At 40.1% G+C, this 20,603-nt stretch carries 22 protein-coding genes and 3 pseudogenes; 12 read left to right on the top strand and 13 right to left on the bottom strand.

From position 1 onward, the window contains the following. Nucleotides 1-8 precede the first annotated feature (8 nt). The 9 genes and pseudogenes from secA to nrdR all read right to left on the bottom strand — a co-directional run bounded on the left by secA (nucleotide 9) and on the right by nrdR (nucleotide 8,393). On the bottom strand, nucleotides 9-2,522 hold the full coding sequence (gene secA, locus N8M66_RS06460) for a preprotein translocase subunit SecA (protein WP_224218619.1): 2,514 nt from the start codon (nucleotides 2,520-2,522) through the stop codon (nucleotides 9-11). A gap of 145 nt (nucleotides 2,523-2,667) precedes the next feature. Continuing rightward, a complete protein-coding gene (locus tag N8M66_RS06455; protein WP_261046269.1) occupies nucleotides 2,668-2,955 on the bottom strand; it encodes a hypothetical protein in 288 nt (95 codons plus the stop codon). Between the two features lie 32 nt (nucleotides 2,956-2,987). Next, nucleotides 2,988-3,335 carry a hypothetical protein gene (locus tag N8M66_RS06450; protein ID WP_261046268.1) on the bottom strand — a complete coding sequence of 116 codons (348 nt, stop codon included), beginning with the start codon at nucleotides 3,333-3,335 and terminating at the stop codon, nucleotides 2,988-2,990. Nucleotides 3,336-3,400: 65 nt separating this feature from the next. Next, nucleotides 3,401-3,735 (bottom strand): annotated as a pseudogene (locus N8M66_RS06445) (hypothetical protein). Nucleotides 3,736-3,818: 83 nt separating this feature from the next. After that, a complete protein-coding gene (gene der, locus N8M66_RS06440) occupies nucleotides 3,819-5,129 on the bottom strand; it encodes a ribosome biogenesis GTPase Der (protein ID WP_001207696.1) in 1,311 nt (436 codons plus the stop codon). 13 nt (nucleotides 5,130-5,142) lie between these two features. After that, on the bottom strand, nucleotides 5,143-5,856 hold the full coding sequence (locus N8M66_RS06435; protein ID WP_261046266.1) for an NADPH-dependent oxidoreductase: 714 nt from the start codon (nucleotides 5,854-5,856) through the stop codon (nucleotides 5,143-5,145). Then, nucleotides 5,853-6,749 carry a primosomal protein DnaI gene (dnaI, locus tag N8M66_RS06430; RefSeq protein ID WP_261046264.1) on the bottom strand — a complete coding sequence of 299 codons (897 nt, stop codon included), beginning with the start codon at nucleotides 6,747-6,749 and terminating at the stop codon, nucleotides 5,853-5,855. The genes N8M66_RS06435 and dnaI overlap by 4 nt, the downstream gene beginning before the upstream one ends. Continuing rightward, nucleotides 6,750-7,919, bottom strand: coding sequence for a replication initiation and membrane attachment family protein (locus tag N8M66_RS06425; RefSeq protein ID WP_261046263.1), 1,170 nt, complete (start codon nucleotides 7,917-7,919; stop codon nucleotides 6,750-6,752). Further along, nucleotides 7,920-8,393, bottom strand: a complete 474-nt coding sequence (nrdR, locus tag N8M66_RS06420; RefSeq protein WP_001203672.1) for a transcriptional regulator NrdR — start codon at nucleotides 8,391-8,393, stop codon at nucleotides 7,920-7,922. 139 nt (nucleotides 8,394-8,532) lie between these two features. Between nrdR and N8M66_RS06415 the strand changes: the two genes are divergently transcribed. From N8M66_RS06415 to N8M66_RS06395, 5 genes and pseudogenes are all read left to right on the top strand, one after another. Continuing rightward, nucleotides 8,533-8,898: a GntR family transcriptional regulator gene (locus N8M66_RS06415; RefSeq protein ID WP_261046262.1), complete on the top strand. Its 366-nt coding sequence runs from the start codon at nucleotides 8,533-8,535 to the stop codon at nucleotides 8,896-8,898. A 4-nt stretch (nucleotides 8,899-8,902) separates the two neighbouring features. Then, complete coding sequence (locus N8M66_RS06410) at nucleotides 8,903-9,598, top strand: ABC transporter ATP-binding protein (protein ID WP_000054197.1); 696 nt, start codon at nucleotides 8,903-8,905, stop codon at nucleotides 9,596-9,598. Between the two features lie 15 nt (nucleotides 9,599-9,613). Further along, nucleotides 9,614-10,381, top strand: a complete 768-nt coding sequence (locus tag N8M66_RS06405; protein WP_261046260.1) for a hypothetical protein — start codon at nucleotides 9,614-9,616, stop codon at nucleotides 10,379-10,381. A gap of 322 nt (nucleotides 10,382-10,703) precedes the next feature. Continuing rightward, the gene (locus N8M66_RS06400; protein ID WP_261046257.1) at nucleotides 10,704-11,333 is read left to right on the top strand and encodes a hypothetical protein; all 630 of its coding nucleotides are present in this window, start codon (nucleotides 10,704-10,706) and stop codon (nucleotides 11,331-11,333) included. Nucleotides 11,334-11,646: 313 nt separating this feature from the next. Further along, a pseudogene (locus tag N8M66_RS06395) lies at nucleotides 11,647-11,881 on the top strand (ABC transporter ATP-binding protein); the annotation flags it as partial. Between the two features lie 328 nt (nucleotides 11,882-12,209). Here the strand turns inward: N8M66_RS06395 and N8M66_RS06390 are convergent. Together N8M66_RS06390 and N8M66_RS06385 are read right to left on the bottom strand one after the other, a co-directional pair. Beyond that, a complete protein-coding gene (locus N8M66_RS06390) occupies nucleotides 12,210-12,905 on the bottom strand; it encodes an LrgB family protein (protein ID WP_261046256.1) in 696 nt (231 codons plus the stop codon). Continuing rightward, the gene (locus tag N8M66_RS06385) at nucleotides 12,902-13,276 is read right to left on the bottom strand and encodes a CidA/LrgA family protein (RefSeq protein WP_000781325.1); all 375 of its coding nucleotides are present in this window, start codon (nucleotides 13,274-13,276) and stop codon (nucleotides 12,902-12,904) included. The genes N8M66_RS06390 and N8M66_RS06385 overlap by 4 nt, the downstream gene beginning before the upstream one ends. 282 nt (nucleotides 13,277-13,558) lie before the next feature. Between N8M66_RS06385 and N8M66_RS06380 the strand changes: the two genes are divergently transcribed. From N8M66_RS06380 to queF, 7 genes are all read left to right on the top strand, one after another. Continuing rightward, on the top strand, nucleotides 13,559-13,939 hold the full coding sequence (locus N8M66_RS06380; RefSeq protein ID WP_261046255.1) for a MarR family transcriptional regulator: 381 nt from the start codon (nucleotides 13,559-13,561) through the stop codon (nucleotides 13,937-13,939). Nucleotides 13,940-14,039: 100 nt separating this feature from the next. After that, nucleotides 14,040-14,261: a DUF4649 family protein gene (locus tag N8M66_RS06375; RefSeq protein ID WP_000570256.1), complete on the top strand. Its 222-nt coding sequence runs from the start codon at nucleotides 14,040-14,042 to the stop codon at nucleotides 14,259-14,261. A gap of 15 nt (nucleotides 14,262-14,276) precedes the next feature. Then, nucleotides 14,277-14,591, top strand: coding sequence for a thioredoxin (gene trxA / locus N8M66_RS06370; protein WP_001029581.1), 315 nt, complete (start codon nucleotides 14,277-14,279; stop codon nucleotides 14,589-14,591). A gap of 201 nt (nucleotides 14,592-14,792) precedes the next feature. Next, nucleotides 14,793-15,446 carry a 7-cyano-7-deazaguanine synthase QueC gene (gene queC / locus N8M66_RS06365; RefSeq protein WP_261046254.1) on the top strand — a complete coding sequence of 218 codons (654 nt, stop codon included), beginning with the start codon at nucleotides 14,793-14,795 and terminating at the stop codon, nucleotides 15,444-15,446. Further along, complete coding sequence (gene queD, locus N8M66_RS06360) at nucleotides 15,446-15,889, top strand: 6-carboxytetrahydropterin synthase QueD (protein ID WP_000464573.1); 444 nt, start codon at nucleotides 15,446-15,448, stop codon at nucleotides 15,887-15,889. Before queC ends, queD begins: the two co-directional genes overlap by 1 nt. Beyond that, a complete protein-coding gene (gene queE / locus N8M66_RS06355) occupies nucleotides 15,882-16,598 on the top strand; it encodes a 7-carboxy-7-deazaguanine synthase QueE (protein ID WP_000196475.1) in 717 nt (238 codons plus the stop codon). Before queD ends, queE begins: the two co-directional genes overlap by 8 nt. Before the next feature lie 18 nt (nucleotides 16,599-16,616). Next, nucleotides 16,617-17,108, top strand: coding sequence for a preQ(1) synthase (queF, locus tag N8M66_RS06350; protein WP_004256094.1), 492 nt, complete (start codon nucleotides 16,617-16,619; stop codon nucleotides 17,106-17,108). A gap of 56 nt (nucleotides 17,109-17,164) precedes the next feature. Here queF and N8M66_RS06345 read toward each other — a convergent pair whose 3' ends face one another. Both N8M66_RS06345 and N8M66_RS06340 read right to left on the bottom strand, forming a co-directional pair. Next, on the bottom strand, nucleotides 17,165-17,833 hold the full coding sequence (locus tag N8M66_RS06345) for an MIP/aquaporin family protein (RefSeq protein ID WP_261046253.1): 669 nt from the start codon (nucleotides 17,831-17,833) through the stop codon (nucleotides 17,165-17,167). A gap of 220 nt (nucleotides 17,834-18,053) precedes the next feature. Continuing rightward, a pseudogene (locus N8M66_RS06340) lies at nucleotides 18,054-18,416 on the bottom strand (choline-binding protein C); the annotation flags it as partial. Nucleotides 18,417-20,603 lie beyond the last annotated feature (2,187 nt).

Genomic DNA, 20,603 nt, shown 5'->3' with positions numbered 1-20,603 from the left:
ATCTCATTTTATTGTCTTTTACCGTGACAGTTTTTAAACTTCTTACCAGAACCACATGGGCAAAGTTCATTCCGTCCAATCTGACTCAAATCCAGATTTTCAGGCATATTTGCTTGGTGGGCAGCGATATTACGAGTCGCTGTTGTACTGATATGGTGTTCTGCTTGTGGTCTTTCTTGTTCATGAATTTGTGCTTTCATCATCAAACGTGTCACATCAAACTCAATCGAACCAATCATATCATTAAACATACGGAAACCTTCTGCCTGATACTCAACAACTGGGTTGTTCTGAGCATAGCCACGAAGTCCAACCGCGTTACGCAATTGATCAAGGGCGTCGATATGATCTGTCCACTTATTATCCACCACTCGTAGAATCAAAACTTTTTGGAATTCTTTAACTGCTTCTTCATCGCGTAGTTTTGAAACCTGACTATCGTAAACTTGCAAGGCACGTTGGAAGAGCTCTTCCTTGATAGCCTTATCAGACAAGCCTGACAAGTCTTCGATTGAAATCGAATCTTCTGGAAGCAAGTTGTACTTAGCAAAGTTCAAAATTGCTTCTAGTTTTTCATCTTGTTTCGCACGCGCATGACCATCAACGACACGACCAATCGTGCGTTTGATCATAGACTGAATTTCAGGTGCCAAGTCACGATCTGCAGTGATGACGTCGTAACGTTGAGCGTAGATAATCTCACGTTGTTCACGCATGACATCATCGTATTGAAGGACTTGTTTACGAGTATCGTAGTTATTCCCTTCGACACGTTTTTGTGCTGCTTCAACTTGACGCGTCAACATACGAGACTCAATCGCCTCTTCAGACATGTTCAAACGTTCAAAGATTCCTTTCAAGCGTTCAGAACCAAAACGTTTCATCAAATCATCTTCAAGAGATAGGTAGAATTGTGACTCACCTGGGTCTCCTTGACGACCTGAACGTCCACGAAGCTGGTTATCGATACGACGGCTTTCATGGCGTTCTGTACCAATAACACAAAGTCCACCCAATTCGCGAACCCCTTCACCAAGCTTGATGTCAGTACCACGACCGGCCATGTTAGTTGCGATAGTAACAGCACCACGTTGACCAGCATTCATGATGATTTGAGCTTCTTTATAGTGGTTTTTGGCATTCAAAACTTCGTGAGGAACGCCAGCAGCGACCAATTTCTTAGAAATGTAGTCACTAGTTTCAACCGCTACTGTACCAACCAAGACAGGCTGACCTTTTTGGTAACGAGCCTTAACGTCTTCGACAACCGCCTTAAACTTAGCCTCGATACTTGCATAAAGAAGGTCCGAGTGGTCAATACGTTGAACAGGACGGTTTGTTGGGATTGGAATAACACGAATGTTGTAAATTTCACGGAATTCTTCTTCCTCAGTCTTACCTGTACCCGTCATACCAGACAATTTCTTGTACATACGGAAAAGGTTTTGGTAAGTGATTGAGGCAGACGTCTTGGTTTCATCCTGGATCGGCACACCTTCTTTGGCTTCAATGGCTTGGTGCAAGCCATCAGAATAACGACGACCTTCCATAGTACGACCTGTAAATTGGTCAACGATCAAGATTTCTTGCTCTTCGCTGACCACATAGTCAATATCGAGAAGCATGATGTAGTTGGCACGAAGGGCATTATCGATAAAGTGAGTCAAAGCCACATTTTCGATATCATAGAGGTTTTCAAGCTTGAAGTAGCTTTCAGCCTTGTCAATCCCTGAATCTGACAAACCAATAGTCTTAGACTGCACATCGATGATGTAGTCGTCTTTGTCCAAAGATTTTACATAGTGGTCTGCCATGTGGTATAACTGACTGGTTTCAACCGCGTTGGCACCTGATACGATCAAAGGTGTACGGGCTTCGTCAATCAAGATAGAGTCAACCTCATCGACCAAGGCATAGTTGAGCGGACGTTGTACCATGTTTTCAGCGCGGACGACCATGTTATCACGAAGGTAATCAAATCCGATTTCTGAGTTGGTTGAGTAAGTAATATCACACTCATAGGCTTCTTTTTTCTCCATTGGAGATTTGGCAGCCAAGTTAATCCCTACTGACAAACCAAGCCATGAGTACAATTCACCCATCTCAGTCGCGTCACGCTCTGATAGGTATTCATTGACCGTAACTACGTGAACCCCTTTACCTGAAAGAGCATTGAGGTATACTGGCATGGTCGCAGTCAAGGTTTTCCCTTCCCCTGTACGCATCTCTGGCACGTCACCATGGTGAAGAACGATTCCCCCCATGACCTGAACCTTATATGGGAAGAGACCTAGGACACGTTTAGCACCCTCACGGACAACCGCAAATGCTTCATAAAGCAGTGAATCCAGTGATTCTCCATTTTGATAACGTTCTTTAAATTCAACTGTTTTTGCTTTTAGTTGGTCGTCAGTCAAAGCAGCCATTTGGTCTTCGTATTTGAAAACCTTGTCAGCCATCTTTTCCAGACGACGGATTTCTCCTTTATCATTTTCGATAATTGTTTTTAAAATATTAGCCATGTTTTTCCTTACTTTAAATTCCGAATATTTTAGAATGTTCTTTTAATTTTAGCACAATTACTGATTATTTTCAAGGAAGAATCCCCATTTTGAAAAGGAAAAAGAGGCTAGTTTCCAAGCTAACCTCTCTGATTTTTATGATACTTTAATTGCCAAAAATCGGCAAAATAGCAAATAGGATAAATAGATTTATCCAAAAAGAAAGACAACAGATAAGTCCAAAAACAAAGAGACTGACTTTCTTGGACAGCAAGGCCATCAAAATCGACAGAATTCCAAAAACTAGTAAAACTTTCTGCATGATTAAGAGATTGATAGATATTCCCAGAACTGGTTTATCCCAAGGAACAAAGAAGAAAGTAATCCAGATCAACAGAACTAAACCAATATAGACCTTGGAATAACGTGTAATAAATGATTTTAGACGTGCCATAACCCACCTCCTATAAACAAAACCCATATAACTCAATGCTTGCCACCTTTAGACTTCCCTAATTCCCGTCTCAAGCGAAACATTTTTTTGAAAAAGATATAGTCTAACCAGTCGCTGCCTAGAGATAATACTATCAAAAGCAACCAAACACCCCAAGTACTAGCATCTGATTCATGTTTCAGAACATGAGGGAAAAATAAGAATGAAAAAATTGTCATATCCAGGCTAAACAGAGCTAAAAGGGAAATATAAATCCAGTAAAAATAGTAGAAGATGGGGAAAATTTTACTGTTTCTGTCAGCATTGTCTATCCAATAGAAAAAATAAAAACAAGGAAATAAGAGTATCAAATGAAACCAATTAAACGACAGTTTCATCATCAACACCTCCTCTTTAAAATTGTTTTCTTTAGTTTCGTTCTATTAAATGTTATTACCAATATAAATCAATGCTTGCCGCCTTTAGACTTCCCTAGCTCCCGTCTCAAGCGAAACATTTTTCTGAAACAGGAATAAGTTGACCAATTCATACCAATAGCTAGCAGAATAAAAAGAAACCAAATGCCCCAAAACTTGATATCTGTCACATTTCTCAAAACGATATTGAAAAACAGAACTGAAACAACTGTCCAAGCAAGGCTAAAAAGAGAATAGAGGGGGATGTAAACCCAGTAAAAATAGTAAAATATTGGGAAAACTTACTCTCTCTATTGGCCTTTTCAATCCAGTTATCAAAATAAAAGTAAGGTGCTAAAAGTAAGAATTTAAACAAATGTTCCATCATCAACACCTCGCTTTGATAGCGTTTTCTTCACCTTCGTTCTATCAAAAAAATCTGGAAATGTCATTCCAGATTCTACTTTTTTATTTACGTTTTCTTGCGATGAGATGGATTGGAGTTCCCTCAAAGACAAAGGCCTTGCGGATTTGATTTTCCAAGAAACGCAGGTAAGAAAAGTGCATGAGTTCTTCTTCATTGACAAAGATGACAAAGGTTGGTGGTTTGGTTGCCACTTGGGTCGCATAGAAGATTTTAAGACGTTTCCCTTTGTCTGTCGGTGTTGGGTTGATGGCAATAGCATCCATAATCACATCATTCAATACAGCTGATGGAATACGTGTGTTTTGACTTTCACTGATTTGCTTGATCATCTCAGGCAGTTTGTGGAGACGTTGCTTGGTCAAGGCTGATACAAAGATAATCGGGGCGTAAGGCAAGTATTGGAACTGCTCACGGATATCTTCTTCCCAGTTTTTCATGGTATGGTTGTCTTTTTCAAGCGTGTCCCACTTATTGACTACGATAATCATCCCTTTACCAGCTTCATGGGCAAATCCTGCGATACGCTTATCGTATTCACGAATACCCTCTTCCGCATTGATAACCATCAAGACCACATCTGAGCGGTCAATCGCTCGCATAGCACGCATAACAGAGTATTTCTCGGTATTTTCATAAACCTTACCAGACTTACGCATACCAGCCGTATCAATCATGGTAAACTCTTGGCCATCTGTATCTGTAAAGTGGGTATCAATAGCGTCACGCGTTGTTCCAGCAACTGGACTGGCAATAACACGGTCTTCTCCTAAGATAGCATTGATCAAGCTTGATTTTCCAACGTTTGGACGACCAATCAGGCTAAACTTAATGACATCTGGGTTTTCTTCTTCATATTCATTTGGAAGATTTTCTACAATAGCGTCTAGCACATCCCCTGTACCGATACCATGGACAGATGAGATAGGCAATGGTTCACCCAAACCAAGAGCATAGAAATCATAGATATCATTTCGCATCTCAGGGTTGTCCACCTTGTTCACTGCTAGGATAACTGGTTTATGAGTTTTATAAAGCTTACGGGCTACGTATTCGTCCGCATCGGTAATTCCTTCCTTACCAGACACGACAAAAACGATAACATCTGCTTCTTCCATAGCAATTTCTGCCTGGTGCTTGATTTGTTCCATGAAAGGAGCATCGACATCATCGATTCCTCCTGTATCAATCATGCTAAAAGAACGATTGAGCCACTCACCCGTCGCATAGATACGGTCACGTGTCACTCCTTCGACATCTTCTACAATGGAGATTCGCTCACCAGCGATCCGATTAAATAGGGTTGATTTCCCAACATTGGGACGTCCTACAATGGCAATAGTTGGTAGGGCCATAATTTCTCACTTTCTACAATAACTTTTTCTGTTCAAGATTTTTTCTAGTTGAGCTTGGTTCAGCTTGACCAAACTGTTCGGCTAGGCGCTGACTCCAGCTTGTAGTTGCACGCGCGCCAGCATAGTCCGCCTGTACACGGTCATAAGCTTCAATCACATCAACCGTTTGCTCCTGATATTCTTCCTCAAATACCACTTGATTCAATGGCAAGCGAGGTTTAACTTCATGCTCTTCATTTGGTAGACCTAGTGCCATCCCAAAGACAGGGTAGGTGTAGTCAGGTAGGTTAAAGAGCTCTGCCACTTCTTCTGACTTGTAACGTACCAAGCCAATAATGACGCCACCATAGCCCAAACTTTCAGCTGCCAGCAGGGCATTTTGACCAGCAAGAGCAGCATCGACCGAACTAATCAAGAGACCTTCCACACCTTGGGGTTGGAATGAATCAGTTTGAAGTCGGGCTCCCTTTTCTGCTCGGTTCAAATCTCCGACAAAGAGAAGGAAAACAGCAGACTGGCGAATGGCTTCTTGAGGCACCAATTCATACAGAGCATCTTTCTTTTCTTGACTTCGTACCACAATCACAGAGTATGATTGGAAATTCTTCCAAGACGAGGCCATCTGGGCTGCTGTCAGGATTTCAGTCAAGTCTTCCTGAGGCAGTGCTTGCTCTTTAAACCTGCGCACTGAAGTGTGAGCCTTCATTAATTTGATTGTTTCTGTCATCGGCGGTTTACTCCTTCTAAACGAGTCTCCTCAGCCAAATAACGAATGCGTTCCATGACGCGTCTGGCTTCCCAGGTTTCGTCATTTCCATGCTTCCCTTTAGCGAAATGCAGCTCCAATTCTTCAAAGTTGAAGTTGGAAGTGAAAAAGGTCGGTAAATTTTCCTGCATCCGATATTGGAGAATGACTTGTAGGATTTCATCCCGCACCCAAGCTGTTGATTGCTCGGCACCAATATCATCTAAAATCAGGACTTCAGACAACTTAATCTCATCCACCAAGGTCTTGACATTGCCATCACCGATAGCATTTTTGACATCAATGACAAAGCTAGGATAGTGGAGAAGGGTTGATGAAACACCACGTTTTTCTGATAAATCATGGGCTAAGGCAGCCACCATGAAACTTTTACCCACACCAAAGTCTCCATATAAATAAAGACCTTTTCGAATAGCTGGATATTGTTCCACGAAGGCTAATAGCTTTTCAAAAACTGGCAAGCGCCCTAAATCATCCATGTCAACTTGAGCCAAACTAGCTTTCTTGAGACTGGCTGGCAGATTAATTAACTTGAGACGATTCTTAATAGCCGCTTCTTTTTCCGCTGCGATTAGTTCAGGAGTTTCTTCGTAAGAAACGTCCGCATAACCATGATTCATAACCAAAATAGGCTTGTAGCCTTTGGCAATATAATCCGTATCACCACGAAGAAACTTATCGCGCTCGGTGATGTATTGATTAAATTTGGAAATACTGCGATTCAATTCCTCTGGAGTCAAGGATTCTTGCTGGATAAAGGCCGCAACTTCAGGGTCCTTCATGATTTTCTGGACCAAATCCTGATAATGAAAACGGCTAGGTTGACGTTTGAGTACGTCTCCGACACTTTCCATCTAATCTCCTCCTTTTTCTAATCGAGCTAATAGTTCTTGTTTCTTACGTTCTAGTTCCAGACGAGTTTCCTCACTGGTTTCATTCTTATAATCTGGATTGCTCCACTTGGGTACATTGGACTTGGTAGGACTGGGATTACTGCTTTTTTGAGACTGGCTCTTTTGCCCACGTTCACGGATGCGCAAGACTGCCTCTTCTGCTGAATGAATCTTTTGATAGGCATAGTCATTGGCTACCTTCATGGCATATTTCTCATTGATATTTGCTGAATCCACCTTATTAAAGGTCAACAAGAGAATGATATTGATGACTTCGTCCAGCAAGCCCAAGCCAGCCATCTGTTGCAAGAGTTCTCTTTCAGTTTGGGTAATGGTTCCCTTGCGTGTCTGCTTGATTTCTGCCAAGAACTGCAGGGCAGTCTTACTTTTGGCTTCTTTGATAATAGTCGCTTCCTTAGGACTAAAGTCAGAGGAAACAGGTTTTTGAGCAATTTTTTCCCGCATGCGTTTGGTTGAAATGACCTTGGAAACAGCTGTTGACTTAGCCAATTGATAGGTTTCAAACCAAGTCCATTTCTTCTCCTCAGCAATAGCAAACAGATTCAAGACATCTGACTGCTCATCCGCAAAACGAAGCCCATCTCGAGACATCAGCTGACGAAAATGGTCCAAGTCAAAATCATTGGCCACTTTCTTCTTGAGAACAAGGTCTTCTTGATTTCCCAGTTCTGCCAAGTCTGGAAAGACTTGATTGAGTGAGACAGGTATTTCTTCACCCTCAGCACTTTCACCTTTCAAATCCTCCACAGCTGCATCACCAATCTTTTTCTCCAAAAGCCTGCGATAAACAGGATGTTCTAAGAAATCTTGAATTGAAAGAGGAGCATGGATAACTATCTGATAGGTATCACCCTTTTGATAGAGGGTCAAGAGATTGAAAGCAGATAGGATTTTCAAGGATTTTATCAGTCTATCCATCCCAAAGTTGAGATGATTGAGAATACTTGAAAAGAGATATTCCTTTCTGCCATTATCCCAAAAACTGATTGTATAAAGATAAAGGCTCAGTGCCTCCTGACCGATAATCGGGAGGTAGCACTGTACCAGAGATGAGGTATCTTGCGACACCCGATTATTCTTTAGATAAGAAAAACGGTCAATTGGCTTCATTTATCTTTCCTTTTTCTTTTTAGAGGACTGGGTGATTTGTTGGAGCAAGCTCTCTAACTCACTGACATCCTTAAAACTACGATAGACACTGGCAAAACGTACATAGGTAATCTCGTCCAGTTCAGCCAACTCCTCCATGACGAGTGAACCAATGTCCTCACTTTGAATTTCGTTTTCATTTCGACCACGGAGTTTCTGTTCGATACGATTGACTACCATGTTGATTTCATCACTTGACACAGGACGTTTCTGGGCTGAGCGAATAATCCCATTAAAGATTTTATCTCTGGAGAATTGTTCCCGTGTGCCATCTTTTTTAACAACAACTAAGGTTCTTTCTTCTACCCGTTCGTAGGTTGTAAAACGGTGTTGGCATTCATCGCACTCACGTCTTCTACGAATGGTGTTCCCTTCTTCAGCTTGGCGACTATCGATAACACTTGACTTGGTAGCCCCACATTTTGGACAACGCATCCTTTCCCTCCTTATCGTTTTCTTTTCATTATACCATTTTTTAAGCGATTCCCAAAACAATTCTTCTTTTTGCTTGACAAGTTTTTTGTTTTGTTGTATTATTTAATTAAGACAAAGGGATAAGAGAAAGGAGACCAAGATGTCCTGGACATTTGACAACAAAAAACCCATTTATTTACAGATTATGGAGAAAATCAAGCTTCAGATTGTCTCCCATGTACTGGAACCCAATCAACAACTTCCAACCGTGAGGGAGCTGGCGAGCGAGGCTGGTGTCAATCCCAACACCATCCAAAGAGCCTTGTCAGACCTCGAACGAGAAGGATTTGTTTACAGCAAACGGACAACTGGACGATTTGTGACTGAGGATAAGGCACTGATCGCCCAATCGCGCAAACAATTATCAGAAGAACAATTGGAACACTTCGTTTCCTCCATGACCCATTTTGGCTATGAAAAAGAAGAACTACCAGGCGTAGTCGGCGATTATATTAAAGGAGTTTAAGCCTATGTCATTACTAGCATTTGAAAATGTATCCAAATCTTATGGAGCAACCCCAGCCCTTGAAAATGTTTCTCTTGACATCCCAGCTGGAAAAATTGTCGGTCTCCTTGGCCCAAACGGCTCAGGAAAAACAACCTTGATTAAACTAATCAATGGCCTCTTACAACCAGACCAAGGACGCGTCCTTATCAACGACATGGATCCAAGCCCAGCAACCAAGGCCATCGTAGCTTATTTGCCGGATACGACCTATCTCAATGAACAAATGAAGGTCAAAGAAGCCCTAACCTACTTCAAGACCTTCTATAAAGATTTCAATCTTGAACGCGCCCATCATCTACTTGCAGACCTGGGCATTGATGAAAATAGTCGTCTCAAAAAATTATCAAAAGGGAATAAGGAAAAGGTACAACTGATTTTGGTTATGAGCCGTGATGCCCGCCTCTACGTTCTAGACGAACCCATTGGTGGAGTGGACCCAGCAGCCCGTGAGTATATCCTCAATACCATTATCAACAACTACTCCCCAACTTCTACCGTTTTGATTTCTACCCACTTGATTTCTGATATCGAGCCAATCTTGGATGAAATTGTCTTCCTCAAAGACGGAAAAGTCGTCCGTCAAGGCAATGTAGATGATATTCGCTATGAGTCAGGTGAATCCATTGACCAACTCTTCCGTCAGGAATTTAAGGCCTAAGCAAAGGAGATTATTATGTTTTGGAATTTAGTTCGCTACGAATTTAAAAATGTTAACAAGTGGTATTTAGCCCTCTACGTTGCCGTGCTAGCCCTTTCTGCCATTATCGGAATACAGACACAGACCTATAACAATCTACCTGCCAAAGAAAGTCAACTTACTATGCTACTTTTTCTAGCTACTGTCTTTAGTGGCTTGATGATTACACTGGGGATTTCAACTATTTTCTTAATTATTAAACGCTTCAAAGGTAGTGTCTATGACCGACAAGGTTATCTGACTTTGACATTGCCAGTTTCTGAACATTATATCATCTCAGCCAAACTAGTCGGTGCCTTTATCTGGTCTATTGTCAGCACTACTGTACTAGCAATCAGTGCTTTCATTGTTCTGACCCTTACGGCTCCAGATTGGTTTGCAAGTTCTGACGTGATTCCATTTATAGAAACACATCTTCCTCAACTCTCTCTTATGGGGGTATCCTTCCTACTAAATACTATTTCTGGAATCCTCTGCATCTACTTGGCTATTTCCATTGGACAGCTTTTCAATGAATACCGTACCGCACTGTCAATTGTAGCCTACATTGGTATCCAAATCGTCGTTGGCTTTATTGAACTCTTCTATCGTTCTAACCCTGGTTTCTACTTCCCATCAACCACAGGAGGAGCTGATCAGTTCCAGATGGGCATTATCATGACTATTCTGGAAGAAGTTATTCTTATAGCCATCTACTATCTAGGAACTTATCACATTTTGAAAAACAAGGTTAATTTACAATAATATCAGAGTCTAGCGACAATAACTCGCTAGGCTTTTTTATCATCTTTAACATAATGTAAATAAAATGCGTAAACAAAAAATAACGAATTTGTTATAACAAAATCTAATACACCACTAAACTAAATATATTCTTATAAATCAATTGACTAAGTATGAGAACGATATTCCAACATACTTGAGGTCTTATCAAAATTACACCCTATAACTATAATGAAGTTTTTACACAAAATTATTGACACAATTGACAATGTTTTTAATCTATATAAGCTTCTTGTATGATACAATAGAGTTATTAAAAATAAATAACTTTTAGGAGTCCCATATGAAACAAAGAAATAGATTACTATTTTTAGTCTTATTATTTTTTAGTATTTTCTTAGGAGCTTGTTCCCAAAATTCAGCTCAAACAGAAATAACAGGAAAAGGAATAGTTGAATTAATAAAGGAAAACAGAGAGAGAGTATTCTTCGTCGCTAACGCCTCTAGTGATACAATTTCAAAAGATGATAAAATAACGTATATATATTTCACGAAAAATGGCAACGTTACATCCTATGCTATTGGTAAAGAACCTGAAAAAACAAAAGATTCTAGTGAAGAACAAGTTGAAATCACGCTTAAAGACATAACAAATAAAAGTATTGATGAAATAAAAAAATTATCGGAAAAAAACTTCTATGATAAGAAAGAATTTGATATTGTTAAGGGAACTATCGAAACTGATCCTTCCGGTAATAGAACAGTTGCAGAGAAATTAGAATTTACAAATAAAGACAAGGAAAAGGCTGAATTCCTTTCAAAGTCACTTATTTATGGACAAATTTATAATCAATTCTATGCTGGCTACTCATTAGAAAAATCCTATCTTATAACAGAAATTCCTACTAAAAAGTCTTCAGTTCCTTTTGATAAAGTTGGTGGAAAAAATATTATTGAAAATAGCGGCTTGTAATCTAATAGTATCTAAAACAAACATATACATATCACTAAATTAAGTTCAAACTAACCAACTGTTAATACTTCATACATTACCCCGTAATTGCTCTCTAATCAAAAATGCATTATCTCATCAATTCAACTTTTTAGAAACGTATCACATCTCGATAAACAAGGTTAATTTTCAATAGTTTTAAAGTCTAGTGACAATAACTCGCTAGGCTTTTTTTCGCCCTTAAAACTTCCATTTTTATATGACGTATTTGATAAAAAGGAGTATAATAATTTAAAACTGATTACATGTATATCGATAAGGAGGCCAACTCTTTATGCTGAGAAGATTTGTTAGTAAGATGCACCTTGTACTTTATTTCTTTTCTATTGCCATTATTTGGCTTGAAGCGATTATCACACCAGCCCTTGTTCAGAATACTGTTGCTAGTTTTACCAATCGAGAACTAGGCCTTCTTTGAAAAGTATTAATTCTAGGAATACTTGGTAATCTCATTCTCTTACTAGGTTTGGCTAGGAAACGCTATTACTACGCTCGTTTGATTACTGATATTGACTCGGAAAATAGCAGAAAGATTAGTGACTTGCTCTTCTTCCTACCTCAAACAGTCATTGAAGTCATTCACCACTACACAGAAGAAGACTTAAAACACTATGACCAAGTCATTCACTTAAGCAAAGAAAAGTAATAGTCTATAACATACGATTTTAAAAAGCAAGGAACCCGAATTCCTTGCTTTTTATACTAAGAGCAAACTAGGAAACTAGCCGCAGGTTGCTCAAAACAGTGTTTTGAGGTTGTGGATAGAACTGACGAAGTCAGTAACCATACCTACGGCAAGGCGACATTGACGCGGTTTGAAGAGATTTTCAAAGAGTATTAACTCAATATCAAACTGGCTACAATAGGGCTGACAAAGACATAGAGAATACCGGTGACACCGATAGCCAAGCCACCCATGGCTCCTGCTACAGAGCCGTATCGAAAGGCTGTTCCCGTTCCGACTGCATGCCCTGTTCCTCCAAGGGAAAGTCCGACTGCTACCGGATCATCAATTTTCAACCACTTCAAAAGGGTCGGTCCAATCACACTGGTTAAAATCCCAGTCGCCACTACGACAACCAAAGTCACGGTCGTCAATCCTTGCAATTTTTCTGTAATCCCCACTGCCATGGCGGTTGTCACTGACTTAGGAAAGAGAGAAATGGCTAGGAAAAAGTCCATGCCAAAGATTTTGGCCACAAGGGCTGTGAAAGATGTATTGACCACTACCGCTAACAGACTACCAAAGAGAATACTCCGAGCATGGTGCTTCATCAGATGAAAACTCTTAAAAAGCGGAATCCCTAGAGCCACGGTCGATGGGACAATCAAGTTGTTCAGATAAACCCCACCTTGGTAGTAATCTTGGTAAGAAATACCGGTCACTTTTAGAAAGATGATAATGAAAACAGCTGACAAAAGCAAGGGCGTTGTCAATGGATGGGGAAAACGTCTGTAAATCAGCATTCCCACTAGATAAGCTAGGATAGACAGGGCAAGCCCAAACAGGGGATTGGAAACAAATTCACTCATTTGGCATCTCCTTTCTCATAATCTCCCTCAAATCGTCTCTTGATAAACTGAACCACTAGGGCAATAAGGATAATGTTGATGACAGCCGCAAAAAAGACAATCAAAACAATGGGCAAAAGATAGGGAGCAATTACATCAAACTTCTCCATGATTCCCACTGCTGGCGGCAAAAAGAGAATGGTCATATTGGCCAACAAGAAATTCCCCACCATGTTGACATGCCTGGTTCTCAGCCACTTAAATTGCAAGGCTAGAAAGAGAATAATCAAACCGATAATACTGCCTGGGATGGGCAAATGAAAGAAACTAGATATTCCCTCTCCGATTAGAGAAATCACAAAGAGAATCATTAATTGAACATATAATTTCATCCTATACTCCACGAAATAGACTTCTTGCATACCAGTTTACTCTTTTTTCAGAAAATTTCAAGGAAATGCATAAAGGATAATGAAAATTAGAGAAGAAAGGGGATACAGACAATTAAAGACTAGTAAAAACAGGTATGATTTAGGATAAGAGATGCCAGCGTCCTTCTTGCCAGCCTTCTTGAAAAGTAGTATAATTATTGCATGCGCAATCATCTTGTGATGTAGAAACTGTCCGTTAATGGACTTTCTTCTATTTACAACTCTAAAAAGAAAGGAGATACTATGACCTATTTGGAAAAATGGTTTGACTTCAATCGGCGTCAGAAAGAAATTGAAGGTCTCTTGGAAGAGACTATTGCCCAGCAGAGTGACCAAAGGCTGACTTTGAAAGAGTTTTACCTGCTCTACTATCTGGACTTGGCCCAAGAAAAATCTCTACGCCAGATTGACCTGCCAGATAAACTTCATCTAAGCCCGAGCGCTGTTTCTCGGATGGTGGCTCGCTTAGAAGCCAAAAATTGCGGTCTACTCAGTCGCAGGTGTTGTGATCAAGATAGACGCTCTAGCTTTATCTGCCTGACAAGTGATGGGCAAAAGACACTGGCCTCTCTACAAAAAGCTGTCGAAGAAAGCTTGGAAACAGGTTTGGATTTCTTGCTTTAAGATAATTTTAGAAAAAAAGTTGCGTGCGCAATCATTTTTCTTGACATTCTCTTTTACAAGGAGTAAAATAAAGTCATCATTAAACAAAGGAGTTTTTAAAATGATTGAAATTACCTATCTAGATGCCAGCAAGAACGAAAGAACTGTGACTTTCGAGTCTTATGAAGATTTTGATCGTTCACAACAAGCTTGCCTTATCGGCGTCGCAGACTACTACCCTGTCCAAAAATTAACTTACAACGGTCATGATTTGGACTACCATGGGACTTATGGAGATGTCTTCTTCTATCTCATGAAACAAGATTTAAGCCAATATAACTAAAAAAGGAGAAATACAATGGCAAAAGCAATTACAGATGCAACATTCGAACAAGAAACAAAAGACGGTTTGGTCTTAGTAGACTTCTGGGCAACTTGGTGTGGTCCATGTCGTATGCAAGGTCCAATCTTGGATAAATTGTCTGAAGAACTTTCAGAAGATGTCTTGAAAATCGTTAAAATGGACGTTGATGAAAATCCAAACACAGCTCGTGCTTTTGGAATCATGTCTATCCCAACTCTTCTCTTCAAAAAAGACGGCCAAGTGGTGAAACAAGTTGCTGGTGTTCACACAGCAGAACAAATCAAGGCCATCGTTGCTGAATTGAGCTAATCAAACGAGAGACCAAGTACTTTATTTGGTCTCTTTTTTCTTGCCCTTTGCCATTTTTCGAAAAATATGCTAGACTGTAGATAGAATATTACGATGTTTGGGACATGCCATCGCTAAAAAAAACCTCTACTTGGTATTTTTTAGCTCCCTCATGGGAGCTTTTTGCGTGCTCTGAACATTTCCCATTTTGGAAGGAGTACTATGAAACGTCAATCAGCCTTGGTCGTCTTTAGTGGCGGTCAAGATTCCACAACCTGCCTCTTTTGGGCCAAAGAACACTATGAAACAGTCGAAGCTGTCACCTTTGCCTACGGCCAACGCCATCATCTCGAAATTCAAGTTGCCCAAGAAATCGCTAAGGAACAGGGGATCCATCATCACATCCTCGATATGTCTCTGCTGGGGCAAATCACTGAAAATGCCTTGACCTCTGATTTGGAAATCGAGCAAAAAGAGGGAGAGGTTCCCAATACCTTCGTTGACGGTCGCAACCACCTCTTTCTGTCTTTTGCGGCTGTTCTTGCCAAACAACGAGGCATTAAAGACATCGTGACAGGTGTCTGCGAGACAGACTTCTCGGGCTACCCCGATTGTCGAGATGTCTTTGTCAAATCCCTTAATGTTACGCTCAACCTGGCCATGGATTACGACTTCGTTATCCAAACGCCTCTCATGTGGCTGGACAAGGCTGAAACTTGGGAATTAGCCGACCAACTCGGTGCCTTTGACTATGTTCGTGAAAAGACCTTGACCTGCTACAATGGGATTATCGGAAGTGGCTGTGGAGATTGCCCAGCCTGCCACCTACGTCAGCATGGTCTAGATGTTTATCTCTCGCAGAAAGGAGAAGGCTAATGTTTTTTGCACCCAAAGAAATCAAACAGGAAACTGGGGAGTCTCTTGTCTACAATCCTCACAGAACCTTGGTATCAAAAGAATTTACCTTCGATGCTGCCCACCACCTCTTTCACTACGAGGGAAAATGCAAGTCCCTGCACGGCCACACCTACCATTTGCAAATCGCTGTCAGTGGATTTTTAGATGAACGTGGCATGACCTACGATTTTGGAGACATCAAAGCAATCTACAAGAACTACTTAGAGCCCCACTTGGATCATCGCTATCTCAATGAGACTCTTCCCTATATGAACACGACTGCTGAAAATATGGTTTACTGGATTTTCCAAACCATGAATCAAGAGTTGCCAGATGAGCGTGGTCTTCGTTTGGAATACGTTCGCCTCTATGAAACTCCGACTGCCTTTGCGGAGTTTAGACGGGAGTGGTTAGATGACTAGGGAACGTGTCCTCAAACTACCAGTTCTGGAAATTTTTGGCCCTACCTTTCAAGGTGAAGGTCGTGCAATTGGTCAGAAAACCATGTTTGTCCGCACTGCTGGTTGTGACTACCACTGCGACTGGTGCGATTCTGCCTTTACTTGGGATGGTTCTGAAAAACCAACTCGCATGACAGCTGACGAGGTCATTGCTGAGTTAGATAAATTGGGGAGCTACGACTACGTTACCTTGTCTGGCGGAAATCCTGCTATCCTAGCAGCCAACATGGCTGAACTGGTCACCAAGCTCAAGGAACGTGGTGTCACCCTTGCTGTTGAGACCCAAGGCTCTCGCTGGCAAAATTGGTTAAAAGATATCGACCAAGTCACTCTGAGCCCCAAACCTCCTTCATCCAAAATGGAAGTCAACTTTGAGACCTTGGACTTTATCGTTTCCCAATTGGATCCAGACAAGGTCACCTTTAAAATCCCTGTCTTTGACGATGCCGATTTGGCCTTTGCCAAAGGAATTCAAGAACGCTACCAACCAGATGTTCTCTTCTTATCAGCAGGAAATCCTGAGCCCAAGGCTACAGGCAATATTGTCCAAGATCAACTGGACCGCCTCAAAGAACTCTGGGAACGCGTTGCTGCTGACGATAGCTGGGGCAATGTCCGCGTCCTTCCTCAACTGCATACCCTCCTCTACGATAATCAACGTGGTGTTTAAGATTAGAAAGAAAAAATCATGTCACAACAAGAAGAAATGAAAAACCTAAGCCTACTGGGCAACAAAGAAACCAACTACATTTTCGAGTATCAACCAGAAGTCCTCGAATCCTTTGACAACCGTCATGTGGAAAATGACTATTTCATCAAATTCAACTGCCCTGAATTTACCTCACTGTGCCCTATTACTGCTCAGCCAGACTTTGCGACCATTTATATTTCCTACATTCCTGACAAGCTCTGTGTCGAGTCAAAATCCCTCAAACTCTACCTCTTTAGTTACCGAAATCATGGGGATTTTCACGAAAACTGTATCAACACCATTGGTAAAGACTTGGTCAACTTGCTAAACCCTCGCTATTTAGAGGTCTGGGGGAAATTCACTCCGCGCGGTGGAATCTCAATCGACCCCTACTACAACTACGGTAAGCCTGGAACTAAGTATGAAGGCTTGGCAGAACAACGCCTCTTCCAACACGACCTTTATCCAGAGAAAATTGACAACCGTTAAACAAATAAGAAAAGCCCTGTTCCTCAAACTGAGGAGCAAGGCTTTTTGAGTTTCAATTATTCTTCTGTTCCAAGGAAGTTTTTTGCGACAAGTGCTGCAAGAATCCCACCAACGATTGGGGCAAGGATGAAAATCCATACTTGTTGAAGGGCTGCGCCACCTACCAAGACAGCTGGTGCCAAGCTACGAGCTGGGTTAACTGAAAGTCCAGTAATGTTCAATCCAACAAGGATCATGGCCATCAAGGACAAACCGATTACCAAACCAGCAATCGCGCCATTTCCTTTGCTTTCTGAAGTCACGGTCATGATAACTAGGACAAACAAGAAAGTTGCGATGACTTCAAACAAGAATCCACCAAAGACAGTAACACCGTTTGCCAAGGCATTTTCACCAAGGCTAGCAGTTGACATACCTGAGTTCGCCAAGAGGAAGAAGACAGCGCCAGAAGCGATGAAAGCTCCAACAACTTGCCCAAGGATGTAGTTTACAAGTTCTGAAGATGACAAGCGTTTGTTTACAAACATAGCAATTGAAACAGCTGGGTTCAAGTGAGCACCTGAAACAGTTCCGATTGAGTAAGCAGCGACTACGATTGCCAGACCAAAGGCAAAAGCGATTCCAAGGTGACCTAGGCCATTAAGACCATTTCCAAAAACAACAGCTCCTGTCCCAATGAACACAAGCATGAAAGTACCGATTAATTCAGCAACAAATTTTTTCATTTTCTTTCTCCTTTTTTCAAAAACTAGATACTAGTCTATCAAAAGAAGGAAAGGGTTTCAAGAAAATTGATTGGAAATTTCGTATCAGTTGCAATATTGTTTTCAAAATTTGTATATTTTTAATGTATTGCAATTAGTTATAATTCTCTATATTTGATGGTTATACTATACTGAATAAAATAGGAGTTTGTATTAATCTTTTTAAAAAGCACAAAACTCTCTATTTAATCCATTCCCCATTGTAATTGACATGATATCCATCAGGGGTAGTTGTATTGACTGCTAACGCGCCAGAACTGTAAGCATAATACCATTTCCCTGAAACAGTGAACCATCCAGTTTGCATAGAGCCTGAGCTATTCAAATAGTACCATGAGCCACTTGATTTGACCCATCCTGTTTGCATATCCCCTGAACCACTGAGATAATACCACGAACTACCTGATTGAACCCATCCAGTCTGCATCCAACCCGAGCGATCAAAATGATACCATTTTCCATTGATTAGTTCCCATCCATTAGATGTATAGGAACCATTGTTATGTCTATACCACCAACGACCAGATGATTGAATCCAACTTCCTTTGGAAGCAAGTCTTACTTTTAATGCTTCAGATACTTTGATGTATTCTTTCTTAGCATTTTCCTTTTTAACTTTTGCATTTTTTAGTTTAGCATTTGCATTTTCAAGTGCTTTTTTAGATTCCTCAAGCTTCTGTTTAGCGATCATCAAACTTTTTTTAGCTTCCTCGAGTTTTCTTGGAGCATTTTTGAGAGCAAGGACATGTTGTTTCGCCTTCAACAAATCATTTTTAGCACTGACTAATGACTGTGCCTCATTCTTACTAGCATGAGATTTATTATTGTTGATTGCTTTCAATCGATTTAATTGAGATTCTTGCTTCGAAAGTTCAGATTTAGCAAGATTTAACTTTGTTTGTTGTTTACTCAACTCAGATTTAGCAGATTTTAAAACGTTGAACTTGGACTGATTTTGTTTTGTTAAGTCTGCAAGACGTTTTTTAGTTTTATCCAGATTTTTTTGATCTGTATTCAATGTTGTTTTAGCAATTGTAAGATTTTTGTTTAGTGATGAAATTTTATCCCTCATTAAAGTTTCTTCGTTTTTTTGTTTTCGATTGAAACTATCCAGAGCCTCTTTAGCTTTTGTATAAGCTGGATTTTTAGGATGTGTGATTTCATTCCAAACATAACGGAAAGTTGTCTTCGGTAAGAATTTTACACGTTTACTGTTAAAATAAAATTCACTATGGTCTGGATCACCATCTTTATTTTCTGCTCTGGCTAAAAAATATGAACTGCTTGGATTATAATAATAGGTCTTACCATTATAAACATAGCTTCTTTTTTCAGATGGGCTAATCACTGTTGGTAATGTATCATAAACACCTTTTGCTTCACTAATGAAAGTCATTACACCATAATTTCCAAAAGTTGTTTTTTTACTTGAAGATGCTCCAAGAGCAAATCCAGTCCCTGATGCAGCAAGCAAGGGAATTCTATGGCCATAGTTAAAAGTATTTGCTTCTTTCGGAGTTGATGCGCCATATAATGATGCATTACTATAATCATTAAAGTAAGATAGAAGCTCTTTATAAGCAAGTTCTTTTTCACTCAATCGACTCTTTTCTGGAACTGAACCAGCTGTAGCATTTTCTGTTGCATCCTTAAAACCAAAATCTTGATTTTTTAGTTTTGTATCATGTGACAGTTTATCATTTGCCACCATTTCATCTGCCCTAGCTTTTCCATATTTCAAAGCCTTTTCAGTCACAGGTGGCACTGGAATATCAATGCCATTTATTCTCCGCAACTCGATTAAGTAGTTACGAACGTATTCAGAAACTTTCTTATAATCAACCACATGAGGAGTATGGATATCATCCTTAGATTTTACAACAATTGTTTCTGTTCTTTCACCACTAAAATTCACATCTTCGTTCGCAGCAACATAATTGGTCTTACCATCATTTCCTACGAAAGTTTTTTCATCAAGTGGAGGAGTTTTAGACTCACTTTCACTAACAGAATTTGATTTAATCTCATGAGAAACCGTTACGGTAAGGAACTCATCCCCAGCAGATTTTAAATTCTTTTCAAGAGTAGAACGTGTCTTATTTCCTCTTTCTATAAGCGCTTTTCGTTCTTGCCCTGCTTTTGATACTGAATTAGTTAAAGAACTTACTTTATTTTGGTTCTCTTTCACTTTCGCATCCAATTTCTCAGTTGCTTGTTGAATCTCGCGTAGTGTATTCCAATCAAAAGTTTTCTCTGCTTCTGTTACTTTATTTTGGGCTTTTTTTACATCAACTGCTCTCTGAGCAACTTGAGTTTTTGCCTTATTAACAACTGTTTCTTGTTTCTCAACACTTGCTTGGGCTTGTTTCTCATCTTTTTTTGCTTCTGACAATCTTTCTTCTGACTTCCGAACCGTTGTCTGTTTAGCAACAAGATTCTTTTCTGCATTTTTAATTTTTTCAGGACTAGCTTGTTTAGCAAATTCTTGTGCTTGTTTCAAAGCATCATCTGCTTTGTTCTTATTTGTCACAGTAGATGCATGCTCTTGTTGCATTTTATCAACAAGCTTCTGAGCATTTTTTTCTTCCTCAATTGTTTGATTCAGTTTTATTTCCGCATTTTTTACATCAGATTTTGAAACGTCAGCATCCTTTTTAGTTTCTGATTGGTTAACAGTTGACTTAGTCGAATGTTTATTTACAACCTCATCAGCTTGTGCATGACCATTAAA

It is taken from the genome of Streptococcus mitis, assembly GCF_946188585.1.
GTDB lineage: Bacteria > Bacillota > Bacilli > Lactobacillales > Streptococcaceae > Streptococcus > Streptococcus mitis_DG.
The sequence above is the reverse complement of the archived record's forward strand: the minus strand, read 5'-3'. Positions and strand labels throughout refer to the sequence as shown.

What these genes read in the sequence shown, in the direction of transcription:
- queC (WP_261046254.1), top strand. Translation starts at nt 14,793, where the DNA reads ATGAAACGTCAATCAGCCTTGGTCGTCTTTAGTGGCGGTCAAGATTCC.
- queE (WP_000196475.1), top strand. Translation starts at nt 15,882, where the DNA reads ATGACTAGGGAACGTGTCCTCAAACTACCAGTTCTGGAAATTTTTGGC.
- N8M66_RS06380 (WP_261046255.1), top strand. Translation starts at nt 13,559, where the DNA reads ATGACCTATTTGGAAAAATGGTTTGACTTCAATCGGCGTCAGAAAGAA.
- N8M66_RS06400 (WP_261046257.1), top strand. Translation starts at nt 10,704, where the DNA reads ATGAAACAAAGAAATAGATTACTATTTTTAGTCTTATTATTTTTTAGT.
- queF (WP_004256094.1), top strand. Translation starts at nt 16,617, where the DNA reads ATGTCACAACAAGAAGAAATGAAAAACCTAAGCCTACTGGGCAACAAA.
- N8M66_RS06415 (WP_261046262.1), top strand. Translation starts at nt 8,533, where the DNA reads ATGTCCTGGACATTTGACAACAAAAAACCCATTTATTTACAGATTATG.
- secA (WP_224218619.1), bottom strand. Translation starts at nt 2,522, where the DNA reads ATGGCTAATATTTTAAAAACAATTATCGAAAATGATAAAGGAGAAATC.
- der (WP_001207696.1), bottom strand. Translation starts at nt 5,129, where the DNA reads ATGGCCCTACCAACTATTGCCATTGTAGGACGTCCCAATGTTGGGAAA.
- N8M66_RS06405 (WP_261046260.1), top strand. Translation starts at nt 9,614, where the DNA reads ATGTTTTGGAATTTAGTTCGCTACGAATTTAAAAATGTTAACAAGTGG.
- N8M66_RS06390 (WP_261046256.1), bottom strand. Translation starts at nt 12,905, where the DNA reads ATGAGTGAATTTGTTTCCAATCCCCTGTTTGGGCTTGCCCTGTCTATC.
- N8M66_RS06455 (WP_261046269.1), bottom strand. Translation starts at nt 2,955, where the DNA reads ATGGCACGTCTAAAATCATTTATTACACGTTATTCCAAGGTCTATATT.
- dnaI (WP_261046264.1), bottom strand. Translation starts at nt 6,749, where the DNA reads ATGGAAAGTGTCGGAGACGTACTCAAACGTCAACCTAGCCGTTTTCAT.
- N8M66_RS06450 (WP_261046268.1), bottom strand. Translation starts at nt 3,335, where the DNA reads ATGATGAAACTGTCGTTTAATTGGTTTCATTTGATACTCTTATTTCCT.
- N8M66_RS06345 (WP_261046253.1), bottom strand. Translation starts at nt 17,833, where the DNA reads ATGAAAAAATTTGTTGCTGAATTAATCGGTACTTTCATGCTTGTGTTC.
- N8M66_RS06375 (WP_000570256.1), top strand. Translation starts at nt 14,040, where the DNA reads ATGATTGAAATTACCTATCTAGATGCCAGCAAGAACGAAAGAACTGTG.
- trxA (WP_001029581.1), top strand. Translation starts at nt 14,277, where the DNA reads ATGGCAAAAGCAATTACAGATGCAACATTCGAACAAGAAACAAAAGAC.
- N8M66_RS06425 (WP_261046263.1), bottom strand. Translation starts at nt 7,919, where the DNA reads ATGAAGCCAATTGACCGTTTTTCTTATCTAAAGAATAATCGGGTGTCG.
- N8M66_RS06385 (WP_000781325.1), bottom strand. Translation starts at nt 13,276, where the DNA reads ATGAAATTATATGTTCAATTAATGATTCTCTTTGTGATTTCTCTAATC.
- nrdR (WP_001203672.1), bottom strand. Translation starts at nt 8,393, where the DNA reads ATGCGTTGTCCAAAATGTGGGGCTACCAAGTCAAGTGTTATCGATAGT.
- queD (WP_000464573.1), top strand. Translation starts at nt 15,446, where the DNA reads ATGTTTTTTGCACCCAAAGAAATCAAACAGGAAACTGGGGAGTCTCTT.
- N8M66_RS06435 (WP_261046266.1), bottom strand. Translation starts at nt 5,856, where the DNA reads ATGACAGAAACAATCAAATTAATGAAGGCTCACACTTCAGTGCGCAGG.
- N8M66_RS06410 (WP_000054197.1), top strand. Translation starts at nt 8,903, where the DNA reads ATGTCATTACTAGCATTTGAAAATGTATCCAAATCTTATGGAGCAACC.